General features: G+C 65.4%; 23 protein-coding genes and 1 pseudogene. 9 read left to right on the forward strand and 15 right to left on the reverse strand.

The annotated features are described in order from the left end of the window. Nucleotides 1–66: 66 nt before the first annotated feature. From hspD to JQ591_RS17985, 3 genes and pseudogenes are all read right to left on the reverse strand, one after another. Complete coding sequence (hspD, locus tag JQ591_RS17975; RefSeq protein ID WP_211397352.1) at nucleotides 67–522, reverse strand: small heat shock protein HspD; 456 nt, start codon at nucleotides 520–522, stop codon at nucleotides 67–69. A gap of 228 nt (nucleotides 523–750) precedes the next feature. Continuing rightward, complete coding sequence (locus tag JQ591_RS17980; protein WP_211397353.1) at nucleotides 751–1,824, reverse strand: tartrate dehydrogenase; 1,074 nt, start codon at nucleotides 1,822–1,824, stop codon at nucleotides 751–753. A 21-nt stretch (nucleotides 1,825–1,845) separates the two neighbouring features. Then, nucleotides 1,846–3,142: pseudogene (locus tag JQ591_RS17985) on the reverse strand (MFS transporter). 169 nt (nucleotides 3,143–3,311) lie between these two features. Here JQ591_RS17985 and JQ591_RS17990 point away from each other — a divergent pair. Continuing rightward, nucleotides 3,312–4,229 carry a LysR substrate-binding domain-containing protein gene (locus tag JQ591_RS17990; RefSeq protein ID WP_211397354.1) on the forward strand — a complete coding sequence of 306 codons (918 nt, stop codon included), beginning with the start codon at nucleotides 3,312–3,314 and terminating at the stop codon, nucleotides 4,227–4,229. 37 nt (nucleotides 4,230–4,266) lie between these two features. Beyond that, nucleotides 4,267–5,091: an aspartate dehydrogenase gene (locus JQ591_RS17995; RefSeq protein ID WP_211397355.1), complete on the forward strand. Its 825-nt coding sequence runs from the start codon at nucleotides 4,267–4,269 to the stop codon at nucleotides 5,089–5,091. A gap of 3 nt (nucleotides 5,092–5,094) precedes the next feature. Here the strand turns inward: JQ591_RS17995 and JQ591_RS18000 are convergent, their stop codons facing one another. The 9 genes from JQ591_RS18000 to JQ591_RS18040 form a co-directional block, all read right to left on the reverse strand. Continuing rightward, nucleotides 5,095–6,399 (reverse strand): PQQ-dependent sugar dehydrogenase, encoded by a 1,305-nt coding sequence (locus tag JQ591_RS18000; RefSeq protein ID WP_211397356.1) that lies wholly within the window; start codon nucleotides 6,397–6,399, stop codon nucleotides 5,095–5,097. Between the two features lie 142 nt (nucleotides 6,400–6,541). Further along, nucleotides 6,542–6,751 carry a hypothetical protein gene (locus tag JQ591_RS18005; protein ID WP_007613466.1) on the reverse strand — a complete coding sequence of 70 codons (210 nt, stop codon included), beginning with the start codon at nucleotides 6,749–6,751 and terminating at the stop codon, nucleotides 6,542–6,544. Nucleotides 6,752–7,027: 276 nt separating this feature from the next. Then, entirely contained in the window at nucleotides 7,028–7,654 is a 627-nt protein-coding gene (locus tag JQ591_RS18010) for a methyltransferase family protein (RefSeq protein WP_008132462.1), read from the reverse strand. A gap of 27 nt (nucleotides 7,655–7,681) precedes the next feature. Next, nucleotides 7,682–8,713, reverse strand: a complete 1,032-nt coding sequence (locus JQ591_RS18015; RefSeq protein ID WP_211397357.1) for an NAD-dependent epimerase/dehydratase family protein — start codon at nucleotides 8,711–8,713, stop codon at nucleotides 7,682–7,684. A 29-nt stretch (nucleotides 8,714–8,742) separates the two neighbouring features. Further along, nucleotides 8,743–9,279: a DUF962 domain-containing protein gene (locus tag JQ591_RS18020; protein WP_211397358.1), complete on the reverse strand. Its 537-nt coding sequence runs from the start codon at nucleotides 9,277–9,279 to the stop codon at nucleotides 8,743–8,745. 153 nt (nucleotides 9,280–9,432) lie between these two features. Next, nucleotides 9,433–10,104 carry an OmpA family protein gene (locus JQ591_RS18025; RefSeq protein WP_211397359.1) on the reverse strand — a complete coding sequence of 224 codons (672 nt, stop codon included), beginning with the start codon at nucleotides 10,102–10,104 and terminating at the stop codon, nucleotides 9,433–9,435. Next, the gene (locus JQ591_RS18030; protein WP_211397360.1) at nucleotides 10,104–10,520 is read right to left on the reverse strand and encodes a hypothetical protein; all 417 of its coding nucleotides are present in this window, start codon (nucleotides 10,518–10,520) and stop codon (nucleotides 10,104–10,106) included. Before JQ591_RS18030 ends, JQ591_RS18025 begins: the two co-directional genes overlap by 1 nt. 88 nt (nucleotides 10,521–10,608) lie before the next feature. Continuing rightward, nucleotides 10,609–10,896 carry a type II toxin-antitoxin system HicB family antitoxin gene (locus JQ591_RS18035; protein ID WP_211397361.1) on the reverse strand — a complete coding sequence of 96 codons (288 nt, stop codon included), beginning with the start codon at nucleotides 10,894–10,896 and terminating at the stop codon, nucleotides 10,609–10,611. Between the two features lie 7 nt (nucleotides 10,897–10,903). Further along, nucleotides 10,904–13,507 (reverse strand): ATP-dependent helicase, encoded by a 2,604-nt coding sequence (locus tag JQ591_RS18040; RefSeq protein ID WP_211397362.1) that lies wholly within the window; start codon nucleotides 13,505–13,507, stop codon nucleotides 10,904–10,906. A gap of 241 nt (nucleotides 13,508–13,748) precedes the next feature. Here JQ591_RS18040 and JQ591_RS18045 point away from each other — a divergent pair, with 241 nt between their 5' ends. Beyond that, the gene (locus JQ591_RS18045; RefSeq protein WP_007613448.1) at nucleotides 13,749–13,922 is read left to right on the forward strand and encodes a DUF1328 domain-containing protein; all 174 of its coding nucleotides are present in this window, start codon (nucleotides 13,749–13,751) and stop codon (nucleotides 13,920–13,922) included. 119 nt (nucleotides 13,923–14,041) lie between these two features. Here JQ591_RS18045 and JQ591_RS18050 read toward each other — a convergent pair whose 3' ends face one another. Further along, entirely contained in the window at nucleotides 14,042–14,548 is a 507-nt protein-coding gene (locus tag JQ591_RS18050; protein WP_211397363.1) for a thioesterase family protein, read from the reverse strand. 87 nt (nucleotides 14,549–14,635) lie between these two features. On the opposite strand from JQ591_RS18050, the gene JQ591_RS18055 reads away from it, so the two are divergent. From JQ591_RS18055 to JQ591_RS18065, 3 genes are all read left to right on the forward strand, one after another. Next, nucleotides 14,636–16,060: an FAD-binding oxidoreductase gene (locus tag JQ591_RS18055; protein WP_211397364.1), complete on the forward strand. Its 1,425-nt coding sequence runs from the start codon at nucleotides 14,636–14,638 to the stop codon at nucleotides 16,058–16,060. A 102-nt stretch (nucleotides 16,061–16,162) separates the two neighbouring features. After that, nucleotides 16,163–17,488, forward strand: coding sequence for a Spy/CpxP family protein refolding chaperone (locus tag JQ591_RS18060; protein WP_211397365.1), 1,326 nt, complete (start codon nucleotides 16,163–16,165; stop codon nucleotides 17,486–17,488). Nucleotides 17,489–17,612: 124 nt separating this feature from the next. Further along, nucleotides 17,613–17,975, forward strand: coding sequence for a hypothetical protein (locus JQ591_RS18065; RefSeq protein WP_211397366.1), 363 nt, complete (start codon nucleotides 17,613–17,615; stop codon nucleotides 17,973–17,975). A 6-nt stretch (nucleotides 17,976–17,981) separates the two neighbouring features. Here the strand turns inward: JQ591_RS18065 and JQ591_RS18070 are convergent, their stop codons facing one another. Both JQ591_RS18070 and JQ591_RS18075 read right to left on the reverse strand, forming a co-directional pair. Next, nucleotides 17,982–19,661, reverse strand: a complete 1,680-nt coding sequence (locus tag JQ591_RS18070) for a SulP family inorganic anion transporter (protein ID WP_211397367.1) — start codon at nucleotides 19,659–19,661, stop codon at nucleotides 17,982–17,984. 239 nt (nucleotides 19,662–19,900) lie between these two features. Further along, nucleotides 19,901–21,394, reverse strand: coding sequence for a caspase family protein (locus tag JQ591_RS18075; protein WP_211397368.1), 1,494 nt, complete (start codon nucleotides 21,392–21,394; stop codon nucleotides 19,901–19,903). A 427-nt stretch (nucleotides 21,395–21,821) separates the two neighbouring features. On the opposite strand from JQ591_RS18075, the gene JQ591_RS18080 reads away from it, so the two are divergent. The 3 genes from JQ591_RS18080 to JQ591_RS18090 are packed head-to-tail and all read left to right on the forward strand — an operon-like array spanning nucleotide 21,822 to nucleotide 25,728. Beyond that, the gene (locus JQ591_RS18080) at nucleotides 21,822–22,853 is read left to right on the forward strand and encodes a TRAP transporter substrate-binding protein (RefSeq protein ID WP_211397369.1); all 1,032 of its coding nucleotides are present in this window, start codon (nucleotides 21,822–21,824) and stop codon (nucleotides 22,851–22,853) included. 7 nt (nucleotides 22,854–22,860) lie between these two features. Further along, the gene (locus tag JQ591_RS18085) at nucleotides 22,861–24,738 is read left to right on the forward strand and encodes a TRAP transporter large permease (protein WP_211397370.1); all 1,878 of its coding nucleotides are present in this window, start codon (nucleotides 22,861–22,863) and stop codon (nucleotides 24,736–24,738) included. A 12-nt stretch (nucleotides 24,739–24,750) separates the two neighbouring features. Further along, nucleotides 24,751–25,728: a hydroxyacid dehydrogenase gene (locus tag JQ591_RS18090; RefSeq protein WP_211397371.1), complete on the forward strand. Its 978-nt coding sequence runs from the start codon at nucleotides 24,751–24,753 to the stop codon at nucleotides 25,726–25,728. Nucleotides 25,729–25,734 lie beyond the last annotated feature (6 nt).

The raw sequence follows: 25,734 nt of genomic DNA on the forward strand, positions 1-25,734 counted from the left end.
TCAAAGGCAGCGGAGAATCCCGCCCGACGATCGGGCGGGATCACCAAGGTCTCCGACAAACGAAAATCAGGCGGCCTTGCTCTCGAGCTGGTGCACGGTGCCGGACGAGGCGCCGTTGATGGCAATGCGCCGCGGCTTAATGGCTTCAGGAATCTCCCTGATCAATTCGATCTTGAGCAAACCGTTCTCGAACGACGCGCTCTTCACCTGAACATAGTCGGCCAAGTTGAACTGCCGCTTGAAGGGCCGCGCGGAAATGCCCCGGTAGAGATATTCACGTTCGGCCTTGTCCGCCTTGTTTCCCTCGACGATCACCGCATTCTGCTCGGCGGTCACCGAGACCTCGTCGGGTGAGAAGCCCGCGATCGCAAGCGAAATCTGGTAGCGATCCTCGCCGACGCGTTCGATGTTGTAGGGGGGATAATTGTCCTCGCCGGCACGCTGTGCCGTTTCGACGAGGTCGAAAAGGCGGTCGAAGCCAATGGTCGAACGCCACAGGGGAGAGAAGTCGTAAGTGCGCATAGCCAGATCCTCCAAAGAGCAAAATGGATACGAGCGGCACCGACACGACCGGTGCCCGTCTCAGTTTCCCGACCCATCAGGCGCCGGGAACGCCACCTCTCGGCGGCAGCGGAAAAATAAAAAAAGCCTGTTTTGGTTTCAAGGGGGGGCCAAAATTTTTTGGAATCCCTGGCCTCCCGCCCCAACCCTCTCCCCGCAAGAACAGGGAGGGAGGAGACGCAGCTCGGACTACTCGTTCGATCCCAGGATCGCGTCGATCACGGCATCCGTCACTTCTTTCGTCGTTGCCGTGCCGCCGACATCGGGCGTCAGCACGCCCGCCGCGCAGACCCGCTCCACCGCCGCCATCAACCGCACCGCAGCATCCTTCTCGCCGAGATGCTCCAGCATCTGCGCGCCGGTCCAGAAGGTCGCGACCGGGTTGGCGATGCCCTTGCCGGTGATATCGAAGGCCGAGCCGTGGATCGGCTCGAACATCGAGGGAAAGCGGCGCTGCGGATCGATGTTGGCGGTCGGCGCCACGCCGAGGCTTCCCGCCAGCGCGCCGGCGAGGTCGGAGAGGATGTCGGCGTGCAGGTTGGTCGCGACGATGGTGTCGAGGCTCTTCGGATGCAGCGTCATGCGCACCGTCATGGCGTCGACCAGCATCTTGTCCCAGGTCACATCAGGGAATTCGGCCGCGACCTCGGCGGCGATCTCGTCCCACATGACCATGCCATGACGCTGCGCGTTCGACTTGGTCACGACGGTCAGGAACTTGCGCGGACGCGACTGGGCGAGCTTGAACGCATAGCGCATGATCCGCGTCACGCCGACGCGGGTGAACACCGCGACCTCGGTGCCGACCTCTTCGGGGAGACCCCTGTGGGCCCGGCCGCCCATGCCGGCATACTCGCCCTCCGAATTCTCGCGCACGATCACCCAGTCGAGATCGCCGACGCCGACATTGCGCAGCGGCGAGGCGACGCCCGGCAAAATCTTGGTCGGCCGCACATTGGCGTATTGGTCAAAGCCCTGGCAGATCGGCAGGCGCAGGCCCCACAGAGTGATGTGATCGGGCACGTCGGGCGCGCCGACCGCGCCAAAATAGATCGCGTCGAACTTCTTCAATTCGTCGAGGCCATCAGCCGGCATCATCACGCCGTGCTTCTTGTAATAGTCCGAACCCCAGTCGAACGTCTTGATGTTGAAGGCGAGGTCGCCGCTGCGCTTGGCCAGCGCCTCCAGCACGCGAACGCCGGCGGAGATAACCTCGGGGCCAATGCCGTCGGCGGGGATCGCTGCAATCGAATGGGTGCGCATGAGGATGCTCCGTTTGAGATGTCAGTGGGATTGCGGGACGGGTTCGACGGGCGCGGGTTGCGCGTGCGACAATAGCAGGGTCAGGACCGCGGAGAGAACCAGCAGGCCGGCGACGAAATAGAGCCCGCCGACAAAACTGCCGGTCTGGTCCTTGATCCACCCGATCATGGCGGGACCGACGAAGCCGCCGAGGTTGCCGATCGAGTTGATGGTGGCGATTCCCGCCGCTGCAGCAGGGCCGGACAGAAACAGCGTCGGCATGCTCCAGAGTGGCGGTTTTGCCGAGGAGATGCCGATGTTGACGAGCGCCAGCGCGACCAGCACGGTCACGACGCCGGTCGCAAGTCCGGCAAAGGCGAGCCCCGTTGCCGCCAGCAGGCAGGCCAGCACGACGTGCCAGGTGCGGTCGCCGGTGCGGTCCGAATGGCGCCCACAGCACCATGGCGACGACGGCGGCGCTCGCCGGCAGCGCGTTGAGGAATCCGACCTGGAGCGAGGACAAGCCGAACTGCTTGATGATCTGCGGCGCCCAGACGCCGAGCGTGTAGAGCCCGGCCGAGGTGCCGAAATAGATCAGCGCCAGCGCCAGCACCCGCGGATCGGCGAGCCCGCGCCAGATGCTGTGCTTCGAGGTCGCAGCCTTGCTGGTGGTCTCCACGTTCATGGTCTCGACCAGCCAGCGCCGCTCGTCATCCGCGAGCCACTTTGCTTTCTCCGGGCGGTCTGTGAGGAATGCCAGCACGACGAAACCGAGCAGCACCGCCGGCAGCGCCTCCAGCACGAACAGCCATTGCCAGCCCTTGAAGCCGAGCATCCCGTCCATCTCCAGGAGCGCGCCCGAGACTGGCGATCCCAGCACGGTCGAGAGCGGCGCCGCCGCCATGAACAGCGCAGTCACCGCGGCACGCTGGCGTGCCGGGAACCAGTAGGAGAGATAGAGGATGATGCCGGGAAAGAACCCGGCCTCGGCAACGCCGAGCAGGAAGCGCAGCAAGTAGAAGCTGGTCGGCCCCTGCACGAAGGCCATCGCGGCCGACACGATGCCCCAGGTGATCATCACCCGCGCGATCCAGATCCGCGCGCCGACCTTGTGCAGGATGATGTTGGAGGGCACCTCGAACAGGAAATAGCCCCAGAAGAAGATGCCGGCGCCGAAGCCGTAGACGGTCGGCGACAGGCCGATGTCCTTGTTCATCGTCAACGAGGCGAAGCCGATATTGACGCGGTCGATGAAGGCAACGAAGTAGAGCAGCATGATGAAGGGAACGATGCGCCATGTGATCTTGCGCAGCACGCGCGTCTGAATCTCGCTCGCCACCCTGGCCTCCCTGATTGCCGGTCTTCGTTGTGTCGGCGGACCCTGAAGGTCCACTTCGGCAGCAAGCCTAGGCGAGAGCGGTTGGGGGACTCAATTGGCACTGGTTTATACAAAAAAATGATATAATCCTCGCCCAAGAGACCCAACAGGAGACCCAAGAGGACAGCGAATGGAATTGCATCAGTTGCGATGCTTCGTGGCGGCGGCCGAGCAGTTGCATTTCGGCCGCGCGGCGCAGCATCTCCAGATGCTGCCCTCCGCTCTCGGCCGCCAGATCAGGCTGCTGGAGGAGGATCTGGGCACACGGCTGTTCGCGCGGACGACGCGTGCGGTGTCGCTGACCGAAGATGGCGCGACGCTGCTGCGCGATGCCCGTGCCATCCTCGCCCGCGTCGAGGCGGTCGAGAGCAATCTGCGCAACCGCTCGCGCGCGGGGGCCGCACGAAAACTCCGGGTCGGCGCCATCGACAGTGCCGCGGCGGGGCTGTTGCCGGCGCTCTTGCGCGACTTCCGCGCAAAACATCCCGACATTGCGGTGCAGCTTCTCGAGGACAAGACGGTCCGGTTGCTGCCAAAGATTTTGACCGGCGCGCTCGATCTCGCCTTCGTCCGCCCCCCGGTCCAGCCGGACAAGCGGCTCGAATTCCGCGATCTTCTGCAGGAGACCGCCATCGTGGCGTTCCCGCAGCGCCACGCGCTGGCCGAACGCAAATCGATCACGCTTTCCCAGATCGCCAAGGAGGCGATGCTGGTGCCGGACCGCCGCTCGCGGCCGCATAGCCACGACCTCACGACAAAACTGTTCGAGCAGGCGGGCCTCACGCCGCGCATCGTGCAGGTCGCCGACGAGAAGCAGACCATCATCAATCTCGTCGCAACGAAGCTTGGGGTCGCGATCGTGCCGCGCTGGTCCACGCGGATGGCGGTATCAGGCGTGCGCTTCGTGCCGTTGCGTCCAAAGCAGATCGGACCCGTCGGCCGGCTGCCGCTCGCTGCCGCATGGCTGCGCGGCTCGCGTGACCCGGCCCGCGACGCGATGCTGTCCGTGCTCGAGACGCGCCTGCGCAGCTATGCGCGGGACGCCTGAGACGCTATGACATCGGCTTGGCGAGAGGGGTGATGCGATGACTGAACGGAAAGCTTCGAACGAATTGCGGGTTGCCATCGCGGGGCTCGGCTCGATCGGCACCAAGATCGCGACCGCGCTCGATCAGGGCATCGAGGGGTTGACGCTCTCTGCCGTGGCAGTGCGCGATCCCGCAAAGCATAAGACGTTGCTCGGCAGCCTGCGCCGTCCGCCATCCGTACTGCCGATCGACCAGCTCGGCGACGCCGCCGATATCGTGGTGGAGTGCGCGCCGAGCAGCCAACTGCGCGCGATCGTCGAGCCCGCCGTGAAGCGCGGCAAGACCGCGGTCGTCGTCAGCGTGGGCGGGCTGCTCGACAATTTTGATCTTGTCGATCTCGCTCGCGCCAATGGCGGCCGCATCCTCGTGCCGACCGGCGCGCTGATCGGGCTCGACGCCGTCAACGCGGCTGCGATCGGCACCATCCATTCGGTGAAGATGGTCACACGCAAGCCGATCGACGGGTTGAAGGGCGCGCCGTTCATCGTCCAGAACAACATCGATATCGACAATCTGCGCGAGCCGCTCAAGCTGTTCGAGGGCACGGCGCGCGAGGCTGCAAAAGGCTTTCCGGCCAATCTCAACGTCGCGGTGGCGCTGTCGCTCGCGGGCGTCGGGCCGGATCGCACAACCGTACAGATCTGGGCCGACCCGACCGTGACGCGCAATGTTCATCGCATCGAGGTCGAGGCGGATTCGGCGCGCTTCTCGATGGGAATCGAGAACATCCCGTCCGAGAATCCCAAGACCGGGTTGATTACGGCGCTCTCCGTGATCGCGCTGCTCCGCAAGCAGCGCGCCACGCTCAGTGTTGGAACGTAACCGTCAAGCGCCGGTGACACGCCAGATCACGTTGCCGACGTCGTCGGCCATCAGCAGCGACTTCTTGTCGGGGCCGATCACGACGCCAACCGGGCGGCCGTAGGATTCCTTCTCGTCCGGGGACAAGAAGCCCGACAGGATGTCGCGACCGGGGCCCGAGGGCTTGCCGTTCTCAAACGGGATGAACACCAGTTTGTAGCCGGACAGCGTGCTGCGATTCCACGAGCCGTGTTGGCCGATCACCATGCCGTCCGGGAAGCCCGGCAGGGTGCCGGCAGGCATCCAGCACAGGCCGAGTGAAGCCGTGTGGCCGCCGAGCGCATAGTCCGGCGTGAGTGCCTTGGCGACCAGCGCGGGATCCTGCGGCACGCGATCGTCCACCGTCTTGCCCCAGTAGCAATAGGGCCAGCCGTAGAAGCCGCCGTCGCGCACCGAGGTGAGATAATCCGGCGGCGTTTCGTCGCCGAGGCCGTCGCGCTCGTTGACGACGGTCCAGAGCACACCGGTCGTCGGCTCCCAGGCGAGACCAACCGGGTTGCGCAGGCCGGCGCCGAAGATGCGGTGCGTGCCGGCGACGAGGTCGAGCTCGTAGACCGCGGCGCGGCCTTCCTCGACCTCCATGCCCATCTCGGCGATGTTGCTGAGCGAGCCGACGCCGGCATAGAGTTTTTTGCCGTCGGGGCTTGCCAGCAGGCTGCGGGTCCAGTGGCCGCTTGGCTTGAAATTGGTGAGGCGCTTGCCCGGCGCGGTGATGCGGTCGGCGCCTGCGACGTAGGGAAACGCCATCACGCCGTCGGTGTTGCCGACATAGAAGGTGTCGCCGACCAGCGCCATGCCGAACGGCTGGCTCAGGTTCTCCATGAAGGCTCCGCGGACTTCGGCGACGCCGTCGCCGTCCTTGTCGCGCAGCAGCGTGATGCGGTTGGCGCTGACGCCGAGCGCGGCGGCGCGCCGCATCGTCGCCTGCATCGCGTAATGAAACACGGACCTCGGCGCCCCCGCGATCTGCGTCGCCTCCGCAATCAGCACGTCGCTATTGGGCAGCACCTCGATCCAGCGCGGATGGTCGAGACCGGTCGCGAACGCATTGACCTTGAGCCCGGGTGCGACCGTCGGCTTCTGTCCTTCGCTCCAGCCCCGCGCCGTCGGCATCTTCAGTGTCGGGATGGCGCCTTGCGGCTTTGCTTCGGGAATGGCGGGCGACTGGCCCCAGGCCGGCGCGTGCTCGGTGCCCGACAGCTTCCGCCATTGCAGCGCGATGCCACCGAGAAGCGCAACGAACCGCGCGAAGATGCTGGAAAAAGTCATGAGAGGCCCCTGTTTGCGCGCGCATCCAACGGGCTGGCGGGGCAGACGTCAACCTGTGTGACGGGCCGCGGGGCTCTATTCCCGTGGAATGGCAGCCGTTCGAATTTGCATGGGAGGAACGCCGTCAGGCTGGGCCCGGAGATCAGCGGCCGATCTGCCGCTCCGCCCGGCGCGCCGCGCGAAAATCATCCAGATGATGGATGTTCGGCGCGAGCGCCGCTTCTCTGGACAGCAGATGATAGACTCGCGCCACCGTGCGCTGCTTCTGCTTCGGCCGCCCGGGCGGCAGTGCCCGCGCCTTGCGGACGGCAGCGATCGCGTGCTCGCGAAAATAATCATAGGCGTCGGACATGGCTCGATGCTCTGCGCTCAATGCAGGTGTCGAGGCGTTGACGGCCGCAGGCAGCAGGGGTTCCTGGCAGCAGAGGTTCCTGGCAGTAGGGACGCCGATGTGTTGCGCACACAGCTTCCTCAACGTCGTCCTGGCGAAAGCCAGGACCCATACCGCGAGGTCTATCGATGGGGGTCGTAGAAGTACCGAACGACGAGTCTTCGCCAAACTCCTTCCTGGGGTAATGGGTCCTGGCTTTCGCCAGGACGACATCGGAGGATATGGCGGCTTGCTACCTCACCGCGGCGACAGGAACGGGATGATCATCGGCACGCGGCGGCAATAGGCGCCGTAGGCGTCTTCGCCGAGCTCCTTGGACAGGAACACTTCTTCCATCCGGCCCTTCTGCCACATGCCGAGCGAGATCAGGATCGCGCCAAGGATCGTCGTCACCAGGCCGATCGCAACGCCCGTCACAAGCATGCCGAAGATCAGCCCGGTGTAGATCGGGTGGCGCACGATGCCATAGGGGCCGGTGTCGATGACGCGGTGATCTTCCTTGTGGGTGATGGTGTTGGACCAGAACTTTCCGAGATGCAGCCGGCCCCACCAGGCAAAGGCGATGCCGGCGACCGAGAGGATGGCGGCAATGGTGATGCCGGTGTTGCCAAGCACCCAGAGCGGCTTCCAGCCCAGGATCTCCGCAATCCAAGGCGTGTACAGGATGCCGCCGACCAGGATGGGCAGGCGATAGCGCTGCGACTCCAGTGTCATGACCTGCTTCTTGGTCTGCCCCTGCCAGAACGAGGCACCCACCCAGCTGGCCAGAAAGGCGACCCAGATCAGGGCCAGGAGTTCGGTCGGCCAGGTCGTGGTCCAGCCGCCCCAGGCGACAGAGAGAAGCTTGCTGAAATCGAAGGACATGAAGGTTCTTTGCGTTGGGCGGCGGCTTCAGCCCGCGCGCGAGGACAGCGCGTGATGCTTGATGGCGCCGGAGGGCTGCTGGCCGTTGTGGGCGAGCAGATGAGTGATGGTTTCGCGCAGCACGGGTTCGATCGGGCGCGGCGAATAGCCGAGCTCGTTACGGGCCTTGCCGATCGACAGGTCGCTTGCGGCAAGCGCGATGCGTACGCCCTCGGCGGTGCCGTTGGGCGGTCGGCGCGTGATGCGATCGGAGATGGATTCGAGCATGATCGCGGAGAGCTCGGCGATCCTGCCGGGCACGACGATCGGGAACTGCCGGCGGCCGCTCATCGCCGACATCATCCGCAGGATGTTGCCGAGCGGGACGCAGTCGCCGCCGAGGATGTAGCGCTGGCCGATGCGGCCGCGCTCCATGGTCAGCACGAGACCCATGGCGACGTCGCGGACGTCGACGAGATTGACCAGGAAGTTCAGATGCGGCTGCACCTTCTTCTGGAGGAAGTACCAGAGCATCGCGGTCGGCGGCGTCAGATTATGGTCGGCGGCGCCGATCGGCATGGTCGGCGTACCGATCACGAGCGGGAAGCCGCTGGCCGCGGCCTTCGCGGCGTGATGTTCGGCGAGCGACTTCGAGCGCGTATAGGCGCCCGGCATCGCATCGGCCGGCTGCAACGCCTCCTCGGCGGCGACGCCGTTGAGGTCGGAATAGGGGAACAGGATCGATTCCGTCGAACAGTGCAGGAAGCGCGAGACGCCGCGCTTCATTGCGGCTGCGAGCACCACTTCGGTGCCGCGGCAATTGACCTCGTGAAAATCCTGCTTGTTGGCGACCCACATGCCGGGCAGGCCGGCGAGGTGGTAGACCTGATCGACGCCGGCCATCGCCGCATCGACCGCGGCGCCGTCCAGCACCGAGCCATGAACGTGTTCAACGTCCGCGTTTGCCGCGGCCGGCGGACGAACATCGAGAACACGCACCCGCTGCCCACGGGCGCGGAGCGCTTCTACGAGATGATGTCCGATGAAGCCGCTGCCACCGGTAACCAGTACGAGAGCCATGCAGAAGGTTTGCTGTTTCGCGTCTAGAACTATCGGGTTGAAAGGGAATTGGTCGGAAGAGGCGCCAGAATCGCGGCAAGGTCGCGACGGAAGCCCAATGCAATGAATAATTTTGCCATGACAAACATCGGTCCAAGCAGAAAATGCGTGGGGTGGTCGACCATCGACGGCTGCCGCTCCTCGAAAACCTTGTGGCCGACGATCTGCGCAGCGACGCCAACCCCGATCAGCACCGCAAAAATCGACCACATCATGACGATCGAGACCTGATTGCCGATCGCGGTTGCGACCGAAAGCAGCACGATCATCGCGGCGAGGATGCCGAGCCCGATCCCGGCGTCCAGCATCAGCCAGTAGACCAGCACCGGCAGGGCAAGAATCACGGCCAGACTGACCTCGATCCCGAACACCGGGAAATGCACCAGCGTCAGCGGCAGCACGGCGCCGGTGAAGAGCAGGAGGATGCCGACCACGTGCATCGCGCAGTTCCAGGGATCGCGATGATATTCGACGTAGTCGGCCAGTTGGTGTTGAAAATAACTGGCCATCTCGGTCTCGTGCAGCATGGGGTCGGGAAGGACGAAAAAAGCCTATAGCACCTGATAGGGCGGTGCACAAACCGGCGCTATTGTCGTGCAAAGCCGCTCTGGGCGCTGTGAGACAGGTCACAAAACAATCGGGACTTCAAAGGGTTCCGTCGGGCGCCGGGGCGCGTGCACTCAATGCTTCCTAGCCGGCTTTTTCGTCGCAGGCGCAGGCGCAGCGGCTGGATGCGCAGGCGCTTCCTCCGGTACCTTGGCGTAGGTCAGGATTTGCAACTGGCCGTTGACGGCCGAGGTTGGCTTGGCCCGGTCGAGAAACTGCTCCTCGCCGAGGCCGATCGGATGCAGCCGCTTGGTCGAGATCTTGAACGTGTTCACCAGCACGTCGCGGATCGCGTCCGCCCGGCGCTGGCTCAGGATCGCGTTGGCCTCGCGCGTCTTCACGTTGGATTCCACGTGGCCGACGATCAGGAACGTGTAGGGCAGCAGCGAGGCATGCACCAGCGCGTCGGCGAGGCGGCCGACGGTCTGGTAGGACGCCGGCTGGATGATCGGCGTGTCGGCGTCGAACTGGATCTGCGCCGTGAAGGTCGGCAGATTGGTGAGATCAGGCGCGATCAGCGGCCGGTTCACCGGACCCGGATCGTTCTTGATCCTGGCTTTGGCCCGCTCCATCACCTGCAGCTTCAGCGCGGGGATATCGATCTCGGCGGGCTGTTCGAAATGGTTGAGCTTGCCGACGATGTCGTCGCGGGTCGGCGGCGCCGTCTGCGCTTCCGCTGCGCCCGCGAGCAAAGCGAGGCCGAGCGCGATGCATATTCCGCCGGTGAAAAGCCTGTTCGCCGGCATCACCGATACCCCGCGTCGTCGACGGCCTTCAGGCAGTTGTTGCTGATGCCCTTGGGCGTCGAGATCAGGCAGGGGACCGCCTTGCTGGTCTCCTTGGTCGAGCCGCCGCAGACCTTGACGATCTCGCGCTGGCAGGCGTTCGCCACCGTGACGCGCGCGGCGACGCGCTTCTGGATCGCATCGAAGGCGCCGAGATAGTCGCTCTGGCACTGCTGGGAGAGCACATCGCGGTTGCGCGACAGGCACTCCTTCAGGCGGGTCGAATCCGGGTTGACGCCGCGGCAATTGGCGACGATTTCCGCACCGCAACTTTTCGCCAGCAGCCCGATCGAATCGCCAAAGCTCATGGTCTCCGCCGCTGCAAGCGACGGCATACCCAATGCCAACAAGATCAGTGTGATGGAGCCCCGGACCATGGGGTTATCTGATACGGGGAAGTTCGTGATGGTCAAGGGCTGTTCGGGCGAGAACTGTCGAAGGTCCGGCCAGTGCGGCGAACAGTCCTCACTCGGCGTCGGGGAGGGGCGGCCATTCGATCAGTGCGACCGTGTGTTTTCCGAGGTCGTCGGCCACATCAGGGTCGGCCTTGAGCTCGTCCAATGTCCGCGGCGGAGGAAGCTGCCGGCCGTCCGCCACCAGCTCCTGTGCATAGAACGCGAGTGCCTCGGGCGCATTCTCCAGGGCCTCATCGACGTCGTCGCCGCCGGAAATGCAGCCGGGCAGGTCGGGAAACCACACGCCTACGGCATCGTCCGGGCCGGCGTCCTCGATGATGGCGATGTAGTGCGGCATGCAGGCCTCACGCCCGCTGCACAAAACTATCCACGACCTTCTTTTCCCCCGCCTTGTCGAAGGCGATGGTGAGCTTGTTGCCGTCGATCTTGGTGACGCGGCCATAGCCGAATTTCTGGTGGAAGACGCGGTCGGCGAGGGAGAATTCCGAGGTCGTGCCGGTGGATTTGGCCACCAGCTCGCCCTCGATCGTCAGGGGCCCCCGACGGCGCGAGGAGAAGCTGCCGAAATCGGGCGAGGACGACTGGGACGAAAACGACGAGGCCTGTTCCTCGAAGCTGCCGCGGCCGCCGCCATTGCCGCCTTGTCCATTGGCTTGGCCCCGGTTGCGATTGGCCTGGGCGCGCTGCCAGCCGGGGGTCGAATAGGTGGAGCCGAACGCTTCCATGTCGTCGAAGCGGGAAGCGCCGTAGCCGCCGGTGCCGCCCCAGGCCGAGCCGCCCTTGGATTCAGTGATCTCGACATTGGCGGCGGGCAGTTCGTCGAGGAAGCGCGACGGGATCGTGGTCGTCCATGTGCCGTGGATCCGGCGGTTGGTGGCAAAATAGATCTTGGCGCGGCGCCTCGCGCGGGTCAGGCCGACATGGCCGAGCCGGCGCTCTTCCTCGAGGCCCGCGCGGCCCTGTTCGTCCAGCGTCCGCTGGCTCGGGAACAGGCCTTCCTCCCAGCCGGGCAGGAACACGTTGTCGAATTCCAGCCCCTTGGCCGAATGCAGCGTCATCAGCGACACCGCGTCCTCATCGGCGCCGCTGTCGCGGTCCATCACCAGCGAGATGTGCTCGAGGAAGCCTTGCAGGTTCTCGAACTCCTCCATCGAGCGCACCAGCTCCTTGAGGTTCTCGAGCCGGCCCGCGGCGTCCGCCGAACGGTCCTTCTGCCACATCTCGGTGTAGCCGCTCTCGTCGAGCACGATCTGGGCGAGATCCGTGTGCGACGTGACCTCGCGCTGGGCGCGCCAGCGGTCGAACTGGGCGACGACGTCGCGCAGGCTTCCGCGCGCCTTCGGCTTCAGCTCGTCGGTCTCGACCACCGCGCGCGCCGCCTCGAACAGCGGAATGCGGCGCTTGCGGGCGTGGTCGTGCAGCATCTGCACGGTGGCGTCGCCAAGGCCGCGCTTGGGCGTGTTGACGATGCGCTCGAAGGCGAGATCGTCCGCCGGTGAGTTGATGACGCGCAGATAAGCCAGCGCATCGCGGATTTCGGCGCGCTCGTAGAAGCGCGGGCCGCCGATGACGCGATAGGGCAGGCCGAGCGTGACGAAACGGTCTTCGAACTCGCGCATCTGATAGGACGCGCGCACCAGGATCGCGATCTCGTTGAGCTTGTCGCCCTGGCGCTGGATCTGCTCGATCTCCTCGCCGATGCCGCGGGCTTCCTCTTCCGAATCCCACGAGCCTGTTACCGTGACCTTCTCGCCGTCATGGTCCTCGGTGCGCAGCGTCTTGCCGAGCCGGCCCTCGTTGTGGGCGATCAGGTGCGAGGCGGCGGCGAGGATATGGCCGGTCGAGCGGTAGTTGCGCTCGAGGCGGATCACCTTGGCGCCGGGGAAATCGTGGTCGAAGCGCAGGATGTTGTCGACCTCCGCGCCGCGCCAGCCATAGATCGACTGGTCGTCGTCGCCGACGCAGCAGATGTTTTTGACGGGAGGCGGAGTCGTCATTCCGGGATGTGCCAAAGGCGAGGAATCTTGATTGTCGGACACATCTCTGGATTCCCCGACGTGCAATTGCACGTCAGAGTTCGGCTCTACAAGCCGCTCCGGAATGACAGCGGGTGTGGTTAGCTTCGACGGCGCCTGCGACAGCAGCCGCAGCCAAAGATACTGCGCGACGTTGGTGTCTTGATACTCATCGACCAGGATGAATTTGAACCGCTGCTGGTACTGCCGCAAGATATCCGGGTGCTCGCGGAAGATGCGGATGTCCTCGAGCAGCAGATCGCCGAAATCGGCGGCGTTCAGGATCTTCAGCCGCTCCTGGTAGCTCGCATAGAGCTTGCCGCCCTTGCCGTTGGCGAACACGGCGGCTTCGCCCGACGGCACCTGCGACGGCGTCAGGCCGCGGTTCTTCCAGCCGTCGATCAGGCCGGCCAGCATGCGCGCGGGCCAGCGCTTGTCGTCGATGTTGTCGGCTTGCAGGAGCTGCTTCAAGAGCCGGACCTGATCGTCGACGTCGAGCACAGTGAAGTTCGATTTGAGCTGCGCCAGCTCGGCGTGGGTCCGCAGGATGCGCCCGCCGATGGAGTGGAAGGTGCCGAGCCACGGCATGCCTTCCACTGCATGGCCCAGCATCTGGCCGAGCCGGTGCTTCATCTCGCGCGCGGCCTTGTTGGTGAAGGTCACCGACAGGATCTCGGCGGGGCGGGCGCGGCCCTGGCTCAGGATATGGGCGATGCGCGTGGTCAGCACGCGGGTCTTGCCGGTGCCGGCGCCGGCCAGCACCAGAACCGGGCCGTCCAGCGTTTCCACAGCCTCGCGCTGCTCCGGATTGAGCCCGGACAGATATTTCGGGCCCACCGAGGCGCGCGCGCGCGCGGCGATGCCGCCGGCCGCGGGCTGGTGGTCGGGGACGCTCTGGGACGTGATCTTGCTCGGTTCGGTCATGCGAATCATTGGCCCCACGATGGCACCGCGGGGTGGTGGAAGGGGAGCCTTCTTAACAGGGATTGCCCCCTATATGGGGCGGCGGGCAGGGGTTTTCCACGTGCGCGGACTGCCAATTTGTTCCTGTCGATCAGGCGAATTTCCGGCTTCAGCGGCCCGGAACCAATGTTCCGAGTTGGAGATTGGTTCTGCAAGTGAGGCGCGTCGGCTGCGCCGATCGCAGACAGACATCGAAACAGAGGTTTGGATCATGCTTAGCTGGGTTGTGACGTTTCTGGTTATCGCCCTGATCGCCGGTATCCTGGGCTTTGGCGGCCTCGCCGGCGCGTCGATCGAAATCGCCAAGATCATCTTCTTCATCGCGGTCGTGCTGTTCCTGGTCTCGGCCGTTGTTGGTTTGGCCCGCGGCCGTACCAGGGTCTAGCGGCATAAATCCCTCATGGTGAGGAGCGCGAAGCGCGTCTCGAACCATGAGGCCGACTGTGCCCTGCATCCTTCGAGACGCCCGCTCCGCGGGCTCCTCAGGATGAGGAGTTAGAGTCGTTACCGCTTCGAGGGCATCGCCACGTTCCGGCCGATGCCCTCGGGCCGCGGCAGGGCAGTGTGAGCCTTGGCGATGGCTGCGATGCGCTGCTGGATGTCGGGTGGAAACGCCGCAACGCGCCGCGCTGTCATGTCCATGTGGAGCGACATGTTCTCCGAAGTGGCGGACAGCCAACCCTCGGTGGCGTGCCTCATCTCCTCGAATGTGTGCAGCCGCTTGTCGTCGGCTTCCAGCAGCCACACCAGGATCTGCACGGGATCGCCGAGATGGATTTCGCGCAAATAGCGCACATGGCATTCGGCGGTGAAGGTCGAGCCGTGGCGCTCCTTCTTGTAGGCAGGCCCGATGCCGAGCTCGAGCCAGAACTCGTCGATCGCGCGGTCGAACATCACGTTGTAATAGGCCATGTTGAGATGGCCGTTGTAGTCGATCCATTGCGGCTCGATCTGCATGATCGAGGCGCGGAACGGCGCGGCCTCGGTCGCTGTGGCAGCAGTTTCCGGCATGTTTCCTTCCCCAGCTATGCGCCCGGTCGCTTGACTTGACCGGTGAGATGTCCTTTGCCACGGTTCGTCTCGTCGGGAGGAACGTCCGTGGGTACGACCATCACCAATAATCCGCCGCGGCCGGAGCCGAAAGCCCTCGCGAGCGCGCTGGAGCAGCTTGCCGCGCGGTTCGGCAACCGCCTCATCACGTCGCAGGCCGTCCGCGAGCAGCACGGCCATACCACCACATGGATCGTGAACCAGCCGCCGGACGGCGTGGTGATGGCGCAGGAGACCGCCGACATCCAGGACGTGGTGCGGATCTGCGCGAAAAACGGCGTGCCCGTCATCGCCTTCGGCACCGGCACCTCGCTCGAGGGCCAGGTCAACGCGCCCGCCGGCGGCATCTGCATCGACCTGCGCGACATGAACAAGGTGCTCGCGGTGCATGCCGAGGATCTCGACTGCGTGATCCAGCCCGGCGTCACCCGCAAGGCGCTCAACGAGCATCTGCGCGACCAGGGCCTGTTCTTCCCGATCGACCCCGGCGCGGACGCCTCCCTCGGCGGCATGGCCTCGACGCGCGCCTCCGGCACCAACGCGGTGCGCTACGGCACCATGCGCGACAGTGTGCTGGCGCTGAAAGTGGTCCGCGGCGACGGCGAGATCATCACGACCGGCACGCGTGCGAAGAAATCATCCGCCGGCTACGACCTGACGCATCTGTTCGTCGGCGCCGAGGGCACGCTCGGCATCATCTCGGAACTGACCATCCGCCTGCGCGGTATCCCCGATACGATCGCGGCCGGAGCGGTGTCGTTCGAGACCGTGCACGGGGCGTGTCAGGCCGTGATCCTGGCGATCCAGACCGGCATTCCCGTGGCGCGCATCGAGCTGCTCAACGCCGCGCAGGTGCGGGCCTGCAACGCCTATTCGAAGTTGACCCTGCCGGAAACGCCGCTGCTGCTGATGGAATTCCACGGCAGCGAGATCGAGGTCGGCGAACAGTCCAAGGCCTTCGGCGAGATCGCCAAGGACTGTGGCGGCGGCGATTTCTCATGGACCACCAAGCCGGAGGATCGCACAAAACTGTGGCAGGCGCGGCACGACGCCTATTGGTCGGTGAAGGCGCTGCGGCCCGGCGACAGCATCGGCGTGGTCGCGACCGACGTCTGCGTGCCGATCTCGCGCCTTGCCGAATGCGTCGGCGAGACCGAGGAAGATCTCAAGCGGCTCAACCTGTTGTCGCCGATCGTCGGCCATGTCGGCGACGGCAATTTCCACTGCTCGCTGGTCTGCGACACCAACGATGCCGACGAGATGGCACGCGGCGAGGAGTTCATGCATCGGCTGGTCGAGCGCGCGCAGGCGATGGACGGCACCTGCACCGGCGAGCACGGCATCGGCCAGGGCAAGCAGAAATATCTCAAGGCGGAACTCGGCCCCGAGGCGATCGATGCGATGCGGGCGCTGAAGAAAGCGCTCGATCCGCAGAACATCTTCAATCCCGGCAAGATCGTTCCGGAGGCGTAGCGCGGCTTGCCGCGTCGCTGTCGCGGAACTTTCCGCAGCCACTCCGGTTCCATTCCCGTAGACCTCCGATGCCTCAATGGCGCGGCTCTGCGGGAGGATGCGATGTTGCGACCGGTCATTGGAATTGCCGTGATGGCGCTGGCCTGCATGCTGGCGGGCACTGCTCTGGGCAAGGGCGGTGGCGGCCATGGCGGTGGGCACGGAGGCGGTCACGGAGGCGGTCACGGAGGCGGTCATGGCGGTGGCCATCATGGCGGCGGCCATTTCGGTGGTCACGGCTTCGGGCACGCTCACGGGGGTGGCGGGCATCGTGGCGGAGTTCGCTTCGCAACAGGAGCCCGACACGGTGGCCCGAGCTTCGGTCAGATCCGGAATGCGGCCGTCCGTCCCGCGAATTTCCGCAACGCGCTGAACGCCAACTCCGGCGCCTTCCGCAACGGCCGGCTGATCAGCAATCCGGCGGCGCGCGCCCAGATCGCAGCTGCGGCCGCGCTTGCCGGCTGGCACGGCGCAAGCAGTGGATGGTGGCAGCATGCGGGGGGCGGCTATGGCTGGGTCGGACCGCTGTTCTGGCCGTTCGCCTATAACGACGTCTACGATTACACGATCTGGGGCGACGGTCTCGGCTTCTGGGGCTACGGCTATCCGGACATCTATGCCGGCATCTTCGGGCCCTATGGCTATGACGGTCTCTCGGCCTATCTGCCGCAACGTCCGCAGGGACGACGGCAAGCGCGAGGCGTTGCGCTCGATCAGCTTTGCGGCAGCGACCGTCGCGAAATCGTCGGTCTGCCGATCGACCAGATCGCAGCCGCCGTGCAGCCGACGGACGCGCAAGGTGCAAGCCTCGACGATCTGGGCAATGCCTCGATCCAGGCGGCGGAGATGATCCGCGCGTCCTGTCCGGCGCAGGTCGCGGCGACGGCGCCTGGTCGGCTGGCGGCTATGCAGCAGCGTATCGAGGCAATGGAGAAAGCCGTCGACCTCGTTCAGCCCGCACTGGATAAATTCTATGGCTCGCTCACCGACGAGCAGAAGGCGCGCTTCAATGCAATGGCCGAGGATCAGCGTCGCGCGACAGCTTCCAACAATGCCGGTGGATCGCTGGTCCAGAATTGCGGAGCGTCTGCCGCGCTCGATTGGCCCGGCGCTGACATCGAGGCGAGGCTTCATCCCGACGGCACCCAGCGCGCTGCGCTGCAGGTGCTCCAGGATACCAGTGCCAAGGTCAGCGCATCGCTCAAGGCGGCTTGCCAGCCCAACGAGGTGATGACCCCGCCGGCACGAATGGCCGGGATCCGCAAGCGGCTCGACGTCATGCTGGATGGCGTCAAATCGGTGCGCGCTGCGCTCGAAGATTTCTATGCCACGTTGAGCGACGAGCAGAAGGCGCAGTTCGAAGCAATTGGGCCACGTCGGACGTCCTGAACGCGTCGCGAGCCGCGGAGAGTGGCGGAAAAAACCACCTCGCCGATCTCACTGCGGTTCTCTATGCTGGCTGCGGCGTGAAGCGCGACGAAGCGGCGGCAGGAAGACCACGGGTGGCGGGGCGATGAAGTGGTTCGCGCGCAAGACGCGACAGGACATCTGGAACGAAGCAATCGAACGGCCGCTCGGCGACATCGAGGCCGCCGAGCGCATCCGTGCGATCTGTGACGCCGCTGCGGCGAGCGCGGCAGGTTCCGCGCGCAGCGACAAGCGCGACAGCGAGCGCTACGAGCGGGCGGCGAAAGTCGCGATGGAAATCGCGATGAAGATCTCGGATGGACTGCTGCGGGACGACGCAGTCCGTCGCATCGTCGATCTCTGCATGAAGGCGAACGACCTCAAGACGGCGCAGATCCTGTTTCGCGCGATCCATGCCAGCTGGATCCGCGAAACGATCCAGCGCGATCACCCGACATTGGCGCAGTGAGCGCAGTTATTTCGCCAGCTTGCGCACGGCCTCGTCGACGCTGTGGAAGACGTGCTCCCGGGGCAGGGCCTCGAACAGCCTGAACCGCTCGAACGCGTCCTGCGCACGCACCGATTCCAGCCGGGCCAGCGCGACCGTGACACCCTGTTCGCTGCACGCCCTGAACACGTCGAGCAGGATCTGCGCGGCGGTGAAGTCGATCTCGACCATGCCGCTCGCCTCCAGCACCAGCAGCTGCGGAGGTGTCGCGCCGAGCACCTTGGTCACGTCGCTGCGAAAGCCGGGGGCGTTGAGAAAGGACAGCGGCGCCTGCAGCCCGATCACGACGACGCCGGCAATGCGCTCGCCGGCGATGTGCGGATGCGCCGGCCACCAGATCGTGGTGCCCGGCACGCGCTCGAACTCGACCAGCCGCGCGCGCGTCGTGCTCCAGATGCCGTGCAGCAGCGACAGCACGATGCCGAGGAACGCACCCTGCTGGATCGGCAGCACGATGATCAGCGCGGCGGTGGCAGCGATCAAAAGGAATTCGCTTGGAGACTGGCGATAGATCGTGAGGATCTGCTTCACGCGGATGATGCGCAGCGCGACGAACAGCAGGATGCCGCCGAGGGCTGCGTCCGGAACGTGCTGCAGCAACCCCGTTCCGAACGCGAGCAGCGCCAGCACGATTGCAGCCGCGGCGAGGCCGGCGAGCTGCGATTGTCCGCCGGTCTCGGCGACAATGCCCGTCCGCGGTGGGCTGGCATTGACCGGAAACGCGCCGAACAGGCCCGACAGCACGCTGCCGGCGCCCGCGCCGAGGAAATCGCGATCGACATCGGCCGGCTTGTCGGGATCGGACGGGAACGAGCGCGTCGTCGCCGCAGTCTGCACCATGACCACGATTGTGATGACAAAGGCGAGCGGCACGAGGCGGACCCATTGCTCCGGTGCAAGCTCGGGGAAGGTCGGACGCGGCAGCGTCCCCGGCACGAGGCCTACGACATTGACGCCCTTGCTTTCGAGGCCGAGCGTGATCGTGGCCAAGGTCGCCGCGACGAGCCCGATCAGCGCGCCGGGAATTTTTGCGCTGACCTTCTCGGAGACGAAGACCACGGCCAGCACACCGAAGCCGATGCACAACGTGAAGGGATTGCTGCGGCCGAGCTCGCTTGCGAGCACACCGATGCGATCGAGCGTCGGCCCGCTCGGCGATTCCAGACCCAGCACGCCCGGCAATTGCGACACGATGATGTGGACGGAGATGCCGGCGAGGAAGCCGACCATGACCGGCACGGACAAGAGATTGGCGATGCCGCCGAGGCGGAAGGCGCCGCCGGCCAGCATCATCGCGCCGACCATCAGCGCCAGCGCGATCGCGAGGCCCTGATAGTCCGGCGAGCCGGCGGCGGCCAGCGCCGCCAGTCCGCCGGCGAAGATCGGGGTGATCGTGGAATCGGCGCCGCAGGACAGGAAGCGGTTGCCGCCGAGCATCGCAAAGCCGAGCGATCCCGCCATGAAGGCGAAGAAGCCGATCTGCGGCGCGAAGCCGCCGAGCCGCGCCGTGGCCATCTGCTCGGGGATCGCGATCGCGGCCAGCGTCAGCCCCGCCATCAGGTCGCCCGGCAACGAGTAGGAAGCGAGCGAGCGGAATAGCGGCCATGCACGCTCTTTAGAGCTCTTGGCGTGAGCGTCTTGCGGCATCGATGTGGAATCCCCGGAAAGGCTGACGTCGGCCGATCAGACTACAGCATTTCCGGATTGGAAGGAGGTGAATGAGAATATCCGCAACTCTCGTGTCCCGGACGCGGTGCGGCACGACGTGCCGCTCCGCAGAGCCGGGACCCATCGTGCCGCACGGTACGCTGCTGCATGGGCCCCGGCTCTGCAGCGCACCGCAAGAGCGCTGCGCTGCGTCCGGGGCACGAGAGGTGCGGATACTCTCAATACCTGCTGCGATAATTGTCGCCGCGTCCCAGGCCGCCGTAGCCGCCTCCACCACGGCCGCCCATGCCCATGCCAATTCCGATGCCAATTCCGACGCCGACGGCTTCCGGCGGCGGGCCGGGGGGCGGCGCGCGCTCGTAGATCACTTCATCAGGCGGCGGCCGGCGTTGCCTCGGTGGCGTGTCGACCACCTTGCGCTTCGGCGGCGTGTCGTCGACGCGCTTCTTGATCACAGGCGCGACCGTCGGATTGACCGGCGTCGCCGGGGGCGCGGGCGTCGAGCACGGGCAGGTCGGCGCCATCGCGACGGCGACCGGGGCAGGAGCGGCCGCGACAGCGGCAGGCAAGGCATAGTTGCGGTTCTGCACGCGAAGCAGCAGCCTGCGTGCGGTCGCAGCCAGATCGCTGTTGTCCCAGTTCGCCAGATAGGCCTCGAACGAGGCGCGGGTGTTGATCGCGGTGGCGCGCTCCCAGGCCAGCATCTGGCGCCGGCGCTCCAGCACCGTGCGCAGGCGCGGCGTACGGGTGTCCTGAGCGTACAACTCGATATAGGCCTGATACGCCGGCACGGTGTCGTCGGTGATCACGATCTCATAGGCGACCATGGCCGGCTTGCCCTGCAAATCCTTGCGCCAGTCCTCGAGGCTGCGCGTGCCGCTCGCAAGTGCCATGGAGGATGCGCCAGGAAGCGCAGTCTGACCGCCGCTGCTATCGCCGCCGAAGAACTTGAAGTCGGTCGTCAGCGACGAGCTTTCCCAGGGGATCTGGCGTCCGTCGGTCGATTGCGCTACGGCGACGCGAATGCGCTTGAAGACTTCCTCGATCGGCAGATTGGGCTGCTTGGCGACGGTCAGCGCCGCGGTGGTGTAGGGACTGTCGATGCCGCTGCCGTCCTCGGCTTCCGCACCGGGCGAGGTCGAATAGGAGATGAAGGAGCCGGGCGCGCCGGCCTTGGTGTCAACCATCGCAAGCCCGTGGCCGGCGCCGCTGAGCGCCGGGAACGGATTGTTGCGACAGGCATCGAGCATGAAGATGCGTGCTCGCGTCGGCAGCGCGCCGAGCGTGTTGAGCAAATCGTTGAGCCGCACACCCTGCAGCGGAATGTCGGCTTCGCGCTTGGGGTCGAGATCGACGGGAACGAGGTAGTTCTCGCCATCGATCTGGAGGCCGTGGCCGGCATAGAACACCAGCGCGACGGTGTCGGCGCCGCTGGCGCTGACCTTGCCGGCGAAATCCGATATCGCCTGGCGCATGTCGTTCTGCGCCAGATTGGATGCCGTGGTGACGGTGAAGCCGGCATTGCCGAGCAGTTCCGTCATGCCCTTGGCGTCGTTGGCTGCGTTGGGCAGTTCGGGCACGGTGCGATAGGCCGATTGACCGATCACGAGGGCGAGCCGCGCTTCGGCCGTGGCCTCCGTCGGCATTGTCAACTGCGTGAGCGCGAGAAGGCCGGATGCAAGAAACAAATTGCGAAGGACTGGACGGCGCATGATGTCACCTCCATCGGCAATGCGCGCGATGATGGCACCTTTTCTAGGTGGTCGCCATGCGTCTGTCTGTGCACTGGATCACGTTGAGCTGCGGCAAAAAGGGGCAGGAGGTCTGCCAGAGCCCGTGCAGCATCGTTCTGGCGCCATCCATGTGAATTGCGCATTGATCCATGCGCCAATTGGATTGATCCCTGATGCTGCGCGAAAGCATCCTCTCGCACCTCGGGCCCCATGCCGATCTGATCGAGAATCCCACAAAAACATGGTTGTTTCGGCGCGCACTGATGCCGTCGATGTTAGCGACACACCGCTTTGCAACGGCCGGCCGCAAGCCTTGCCTGCGCCGTCGCTTTGGCCATACAGTCCACGCAACGGGCTGCGGCAACGACCGTCGCGCGAAAAATAATAATTGGGGAGAAACCGCACCATGTCCATCGTGCCCGTGAACCGTCGCGCGTTCATCAAGTCGTCGACGGGACTTGCCGCCGGCCTCGTGTTCTCCCCCGCACTCATCGGCCGCGCCGAAGCCGCGACGCTGAAGCTGAAATGCTCCTCCTCGCTGCCGAACGATCCCAAATTCGCCAATGGCCGCGTCTATTACGACAATCTCGTGAAGAACCTGAAGGCGAACGGCCTCGGTGAGCAGGTCGAGGTCGCGTTCTTTCCCGACAACCAATTGGGGCAGGAAATCGACGTCATCAACTCGGTGAAGCTCGGCGTCATCGACCTCATGGTGTCGGGCTCGTCGATCTCGGCCAATCTGGTGCCGCTGGTCGGCACCTACGACCTCGGCTTTCTGTTCTCGAGCTTCCCGCAGCAGACCAAGGCGTTCGACGCCGGCGCCGCCAAGCCGATCGAGGACGCGCTGCTCAAGGGCAGCAACATCCGCATCATCGCCTGGGCCTATAATTTCGGCTCACGCAGCGTATTTGCGAAGAAGCCGGTGAAGACGCCGGAAGATCTCGCTGGTCTCAAGATCCGCACCCTGCCAAATCCCGTCATCACGGAATGCCTGCGTCTGATGGGGGCCGCCGCGACGCCGCTGGCGTTCGGCGAAATCTACACGGCATTGCAGGCCGGCGTGCTGGACGGACTCGAGCACGATCCGCCGACGATCCTGGCCAGCAAGTTCTTCGAAACCGCCAAATTTTATGCGCTGACGCAGCACAATTTTTCGCCGCTCGCGATCTATTTCAGCGACATGACCTACAACCGCATGGATCCGAAACTGCGCGAGGGTTTCCTCGATGCCGCGAAGAAGGCCGCGTCCGACACGCGTACCCATGGGCTCGCGGTCGAGAAGGAGGCGCTGTCGGCCTTGACCGAGAAGGGCGTGACGGTGGCCGAATGCGACCGCGAGGCGTTCAGGAAACGCGTGGCGCCACAGACCGAGAACTTCATCAAGGCGCGGCCGGAATCCAAGGCCGTCATCGACATCATTCGCGCCACGCAGGCCTGACGTGGCAATGACGGCTGCCGTATCTCTCTCGGGCGGACGCCACGGGAGCATCGCCCTGCTGCTTCGCGTCAGCGACGCGATCGCGGCCATCCTGCTGGCCGCGGATCTCGTGGTCGTCTGCGGTTCCGTGCTGCTGCGCTTCTGCTTCAACGCACCGGTCGAATGGTCCGACGACGTCGCGCGCGGCCTGATGGTCGGCTCGGCCTTCTTCGGCGCGGCGAGCGCGCTCGCGCGCGGCGAGAATGTCGGCGTCTCCTTCTTCCGCGACCTGGCTCCGGTACGGCTGCGCGCGCTGGTCGATGCGGCCAGTGCACTGCTGGTGGTGCTGATCTCGGCCTATGTCGCCTACAACGCGATCAAGCTCGGCTCGCTGACGGCGGGTCAGACCACCGGGTCGGGCCTGCCGCTGGAGCTGACCTTCTATCCGATGGGCGTCGGCGCGCTGTTCATGACGGTGTTCGCGATCGACCATCTCTGCGCCAGGCCGCTCCCCGATATCGTCAGAGGTCTCGTCGCGATTGCCATCGTGACCGGCCTGTACCTCGGCTGGGATTATCTGTCGCCTGCCACGGTGCCGTCGGCGGGAACGCTGATGCTGATCGGCTTTTTCGCGACGCTGTTCGGCGGATTGCCGATCGGCTTTGCGCTGGCGCTGGCCGCGCTGATCTTCATCTGGGTCGAGGGCGCGCTGCCCGGCGTGATCTTCGCCCAGCAGATGGCGCGCGGCATCGACAATTTCGTGCTGCTCGCGATTCCCTTCTTCATCCTCGTCGGCTACCTCATGGAAGCCAACGGCATGTCGGTGCGACTGATCGAGCTGCTGCAACGCGGGGTGGGGCGCATGCGCGGCGGCCTGAATGTCGTGATGGTGGCATCGATGGTGCTGTTCTCCGGCATCTCCGGTTCGAAGATGGCCGACGTCGCGGCCGTCGGCTCCGTTCTGATCCCGGCGGCGCGCCGCTCGAAGCAGAATCCGGGCGGCGCGGTGGCGCTGCTCGCGGCCTCCGCGGTGATGGCGGAGACCATTCCGCCCTGCATCAACCTGATCATCTTGGGCTTTGTGGCGAACCTGTCGATCGGCGGCCTGTTCGTCGCAGGGCTGTTGCCGGCCGCGCTGATGGCGCTGGTCCTGATCGCTGTCTCCATCATCTTCGGCAAGACTCCAGCTGAGTCTCCGGCCGAGACTCCGGCTGATGCCGCGGACATCGAGCCCCAGATTCCGGTGTCGGGTCTGTGGAGCGGCGCGATCGCCTCGTTCGGGCTGATCTTCATGATCTTCTTCGGCTTCAAGAGCGGCTTTGCCACCGCCACGGAAATCTCGGCCTTTGCCGTGGCCTATGCACTCGTCGTCGGCAGTGTCGTGTTCCGCGAGCTCAGCTTCACATCGGCCGCGCACAGTTTTGTGCAGGGGGCGACGCGCGCGGGGCTCGTGCTGTTCATCGTTGCCGCCGCGCAATCGCTAGCGTTCACGCTGACCTTGCAGCAGGTGCCGCATGCAGTCGGCGATTTCATGCTGGGATTGTCCAAGACCTCGGGCACCTGGTTGTTCATCCTGCTCGCGATCGGCGTGCTGATCGTGATGGGCTCGGTGCTGGAAGGCGCGGCCGCGCTGATCATCTTCGGACCGCTGCTGCTACCGGTGGCCGTGCAGCTCGGCATCGATCCCCTGCATTTCGGCGTTGTGCTCGTGATCGCGATGGGCATCGGCCTGTTCGCGCCGCCGCTCGGGCTCGGGCTCTACGGCGCCTGCCTGATCGGCAATGTGCCGATCGAGCAGACGGTGAAGCCGATCATGGGCTATCTCGGCCTGTTGTTCCTCTGCCTGCTCGTCATCGCCTTCGTGCCATGGCTCTCGACGGCGCTGCCGCGGGCATTCGGCTACTGACGGAGTCTTGTCGTGAAAGTCCTGCTCGCCCACACGCCGGAGATGCGCCGCAATTACTACGGCGATCGCAGCCTGAACGGTCTGCGCGCCACCGCCGAAGTGATCCTGCACGAGAGCGATGAGACGCTGGTCTCAGCCAGCCTCGTGCGCGCCGCGCAAGATGTCGATATCATCGTGGCCGATCGCATGACCGAGGGGCGCGGCGAGATCTTTGCGCAACTGCCGCGCCTGCGCGCCTTCGTGCGTTGCGCCGTCGACATCCGCAACGTCGATGTCGAGGCCGCCTCGAACGCCGGCGTGCTCGTGACCCGCGCCGGGCCCGGCTTCGTGCAGGCAGTCGCCGAGCTCGCGCTCGGCTTCATGGTCGATCTCTCCCGCGGCGTGTCGCGGGCGACGGCCGACTACCAGGCCGGCCGCAAGCCGGAGGCGCGGATGGGCCGTCAGCTCGCCGGCAGCAAGATCGGCATCATCGGCTATGGCAGCATTGGGCGCTATCTCGCCGAAATCGCCAAGGTGATGCGCATGGAGGTGCTGGTCGCAGATCCCTTTGCGATTGTGAGCGACAGCGCCATCCGGCAGGTCAGCCTCGACGAGCTCCTCGCCGCGTCCGACTATGTCGTCTGCCTTGCCATCGCCAACGAGCAGACCGAGAATTTGATCGGGGGGGCGGCACTGGCGCGGATGCAGAAGCATGCCGTCTTCATCAATCTCTCCCGCGGCAATCTCGTCGACGAAGCGGCGCTGGCGAAGGCGCTGCTCGAGAATCGTATCGCGGGTGCCGCGATGGATGTCGGCCGCGCGCCGGACCAGATGCCAAGTCCGGAGCTGGCGAAGCTTCCCAACGTCATTGCCACGCCGCATGTCGGCGGCCTGACGCCGCAGGCGATCGAATACCAGTCGCTGGAAACCGTGCGCCAGGTCGAAGCGATCGTCAAAGGCGAGATCCCGCAAGGCGCGGTCAACGCCGACCGCTGGACGCGTCGTCCCTGATCCGCT

It is taken from the genome of Bradyrhizobium canariense (genome assembly GCF_018130465.1).
Lineage (GTDB): Bacteria > Pseudomonadota > Alphaproteobacteria > Rhizobiales > Xanthobacteraceae > Bradyrhizobium > Bradyrhizobium canariense_C.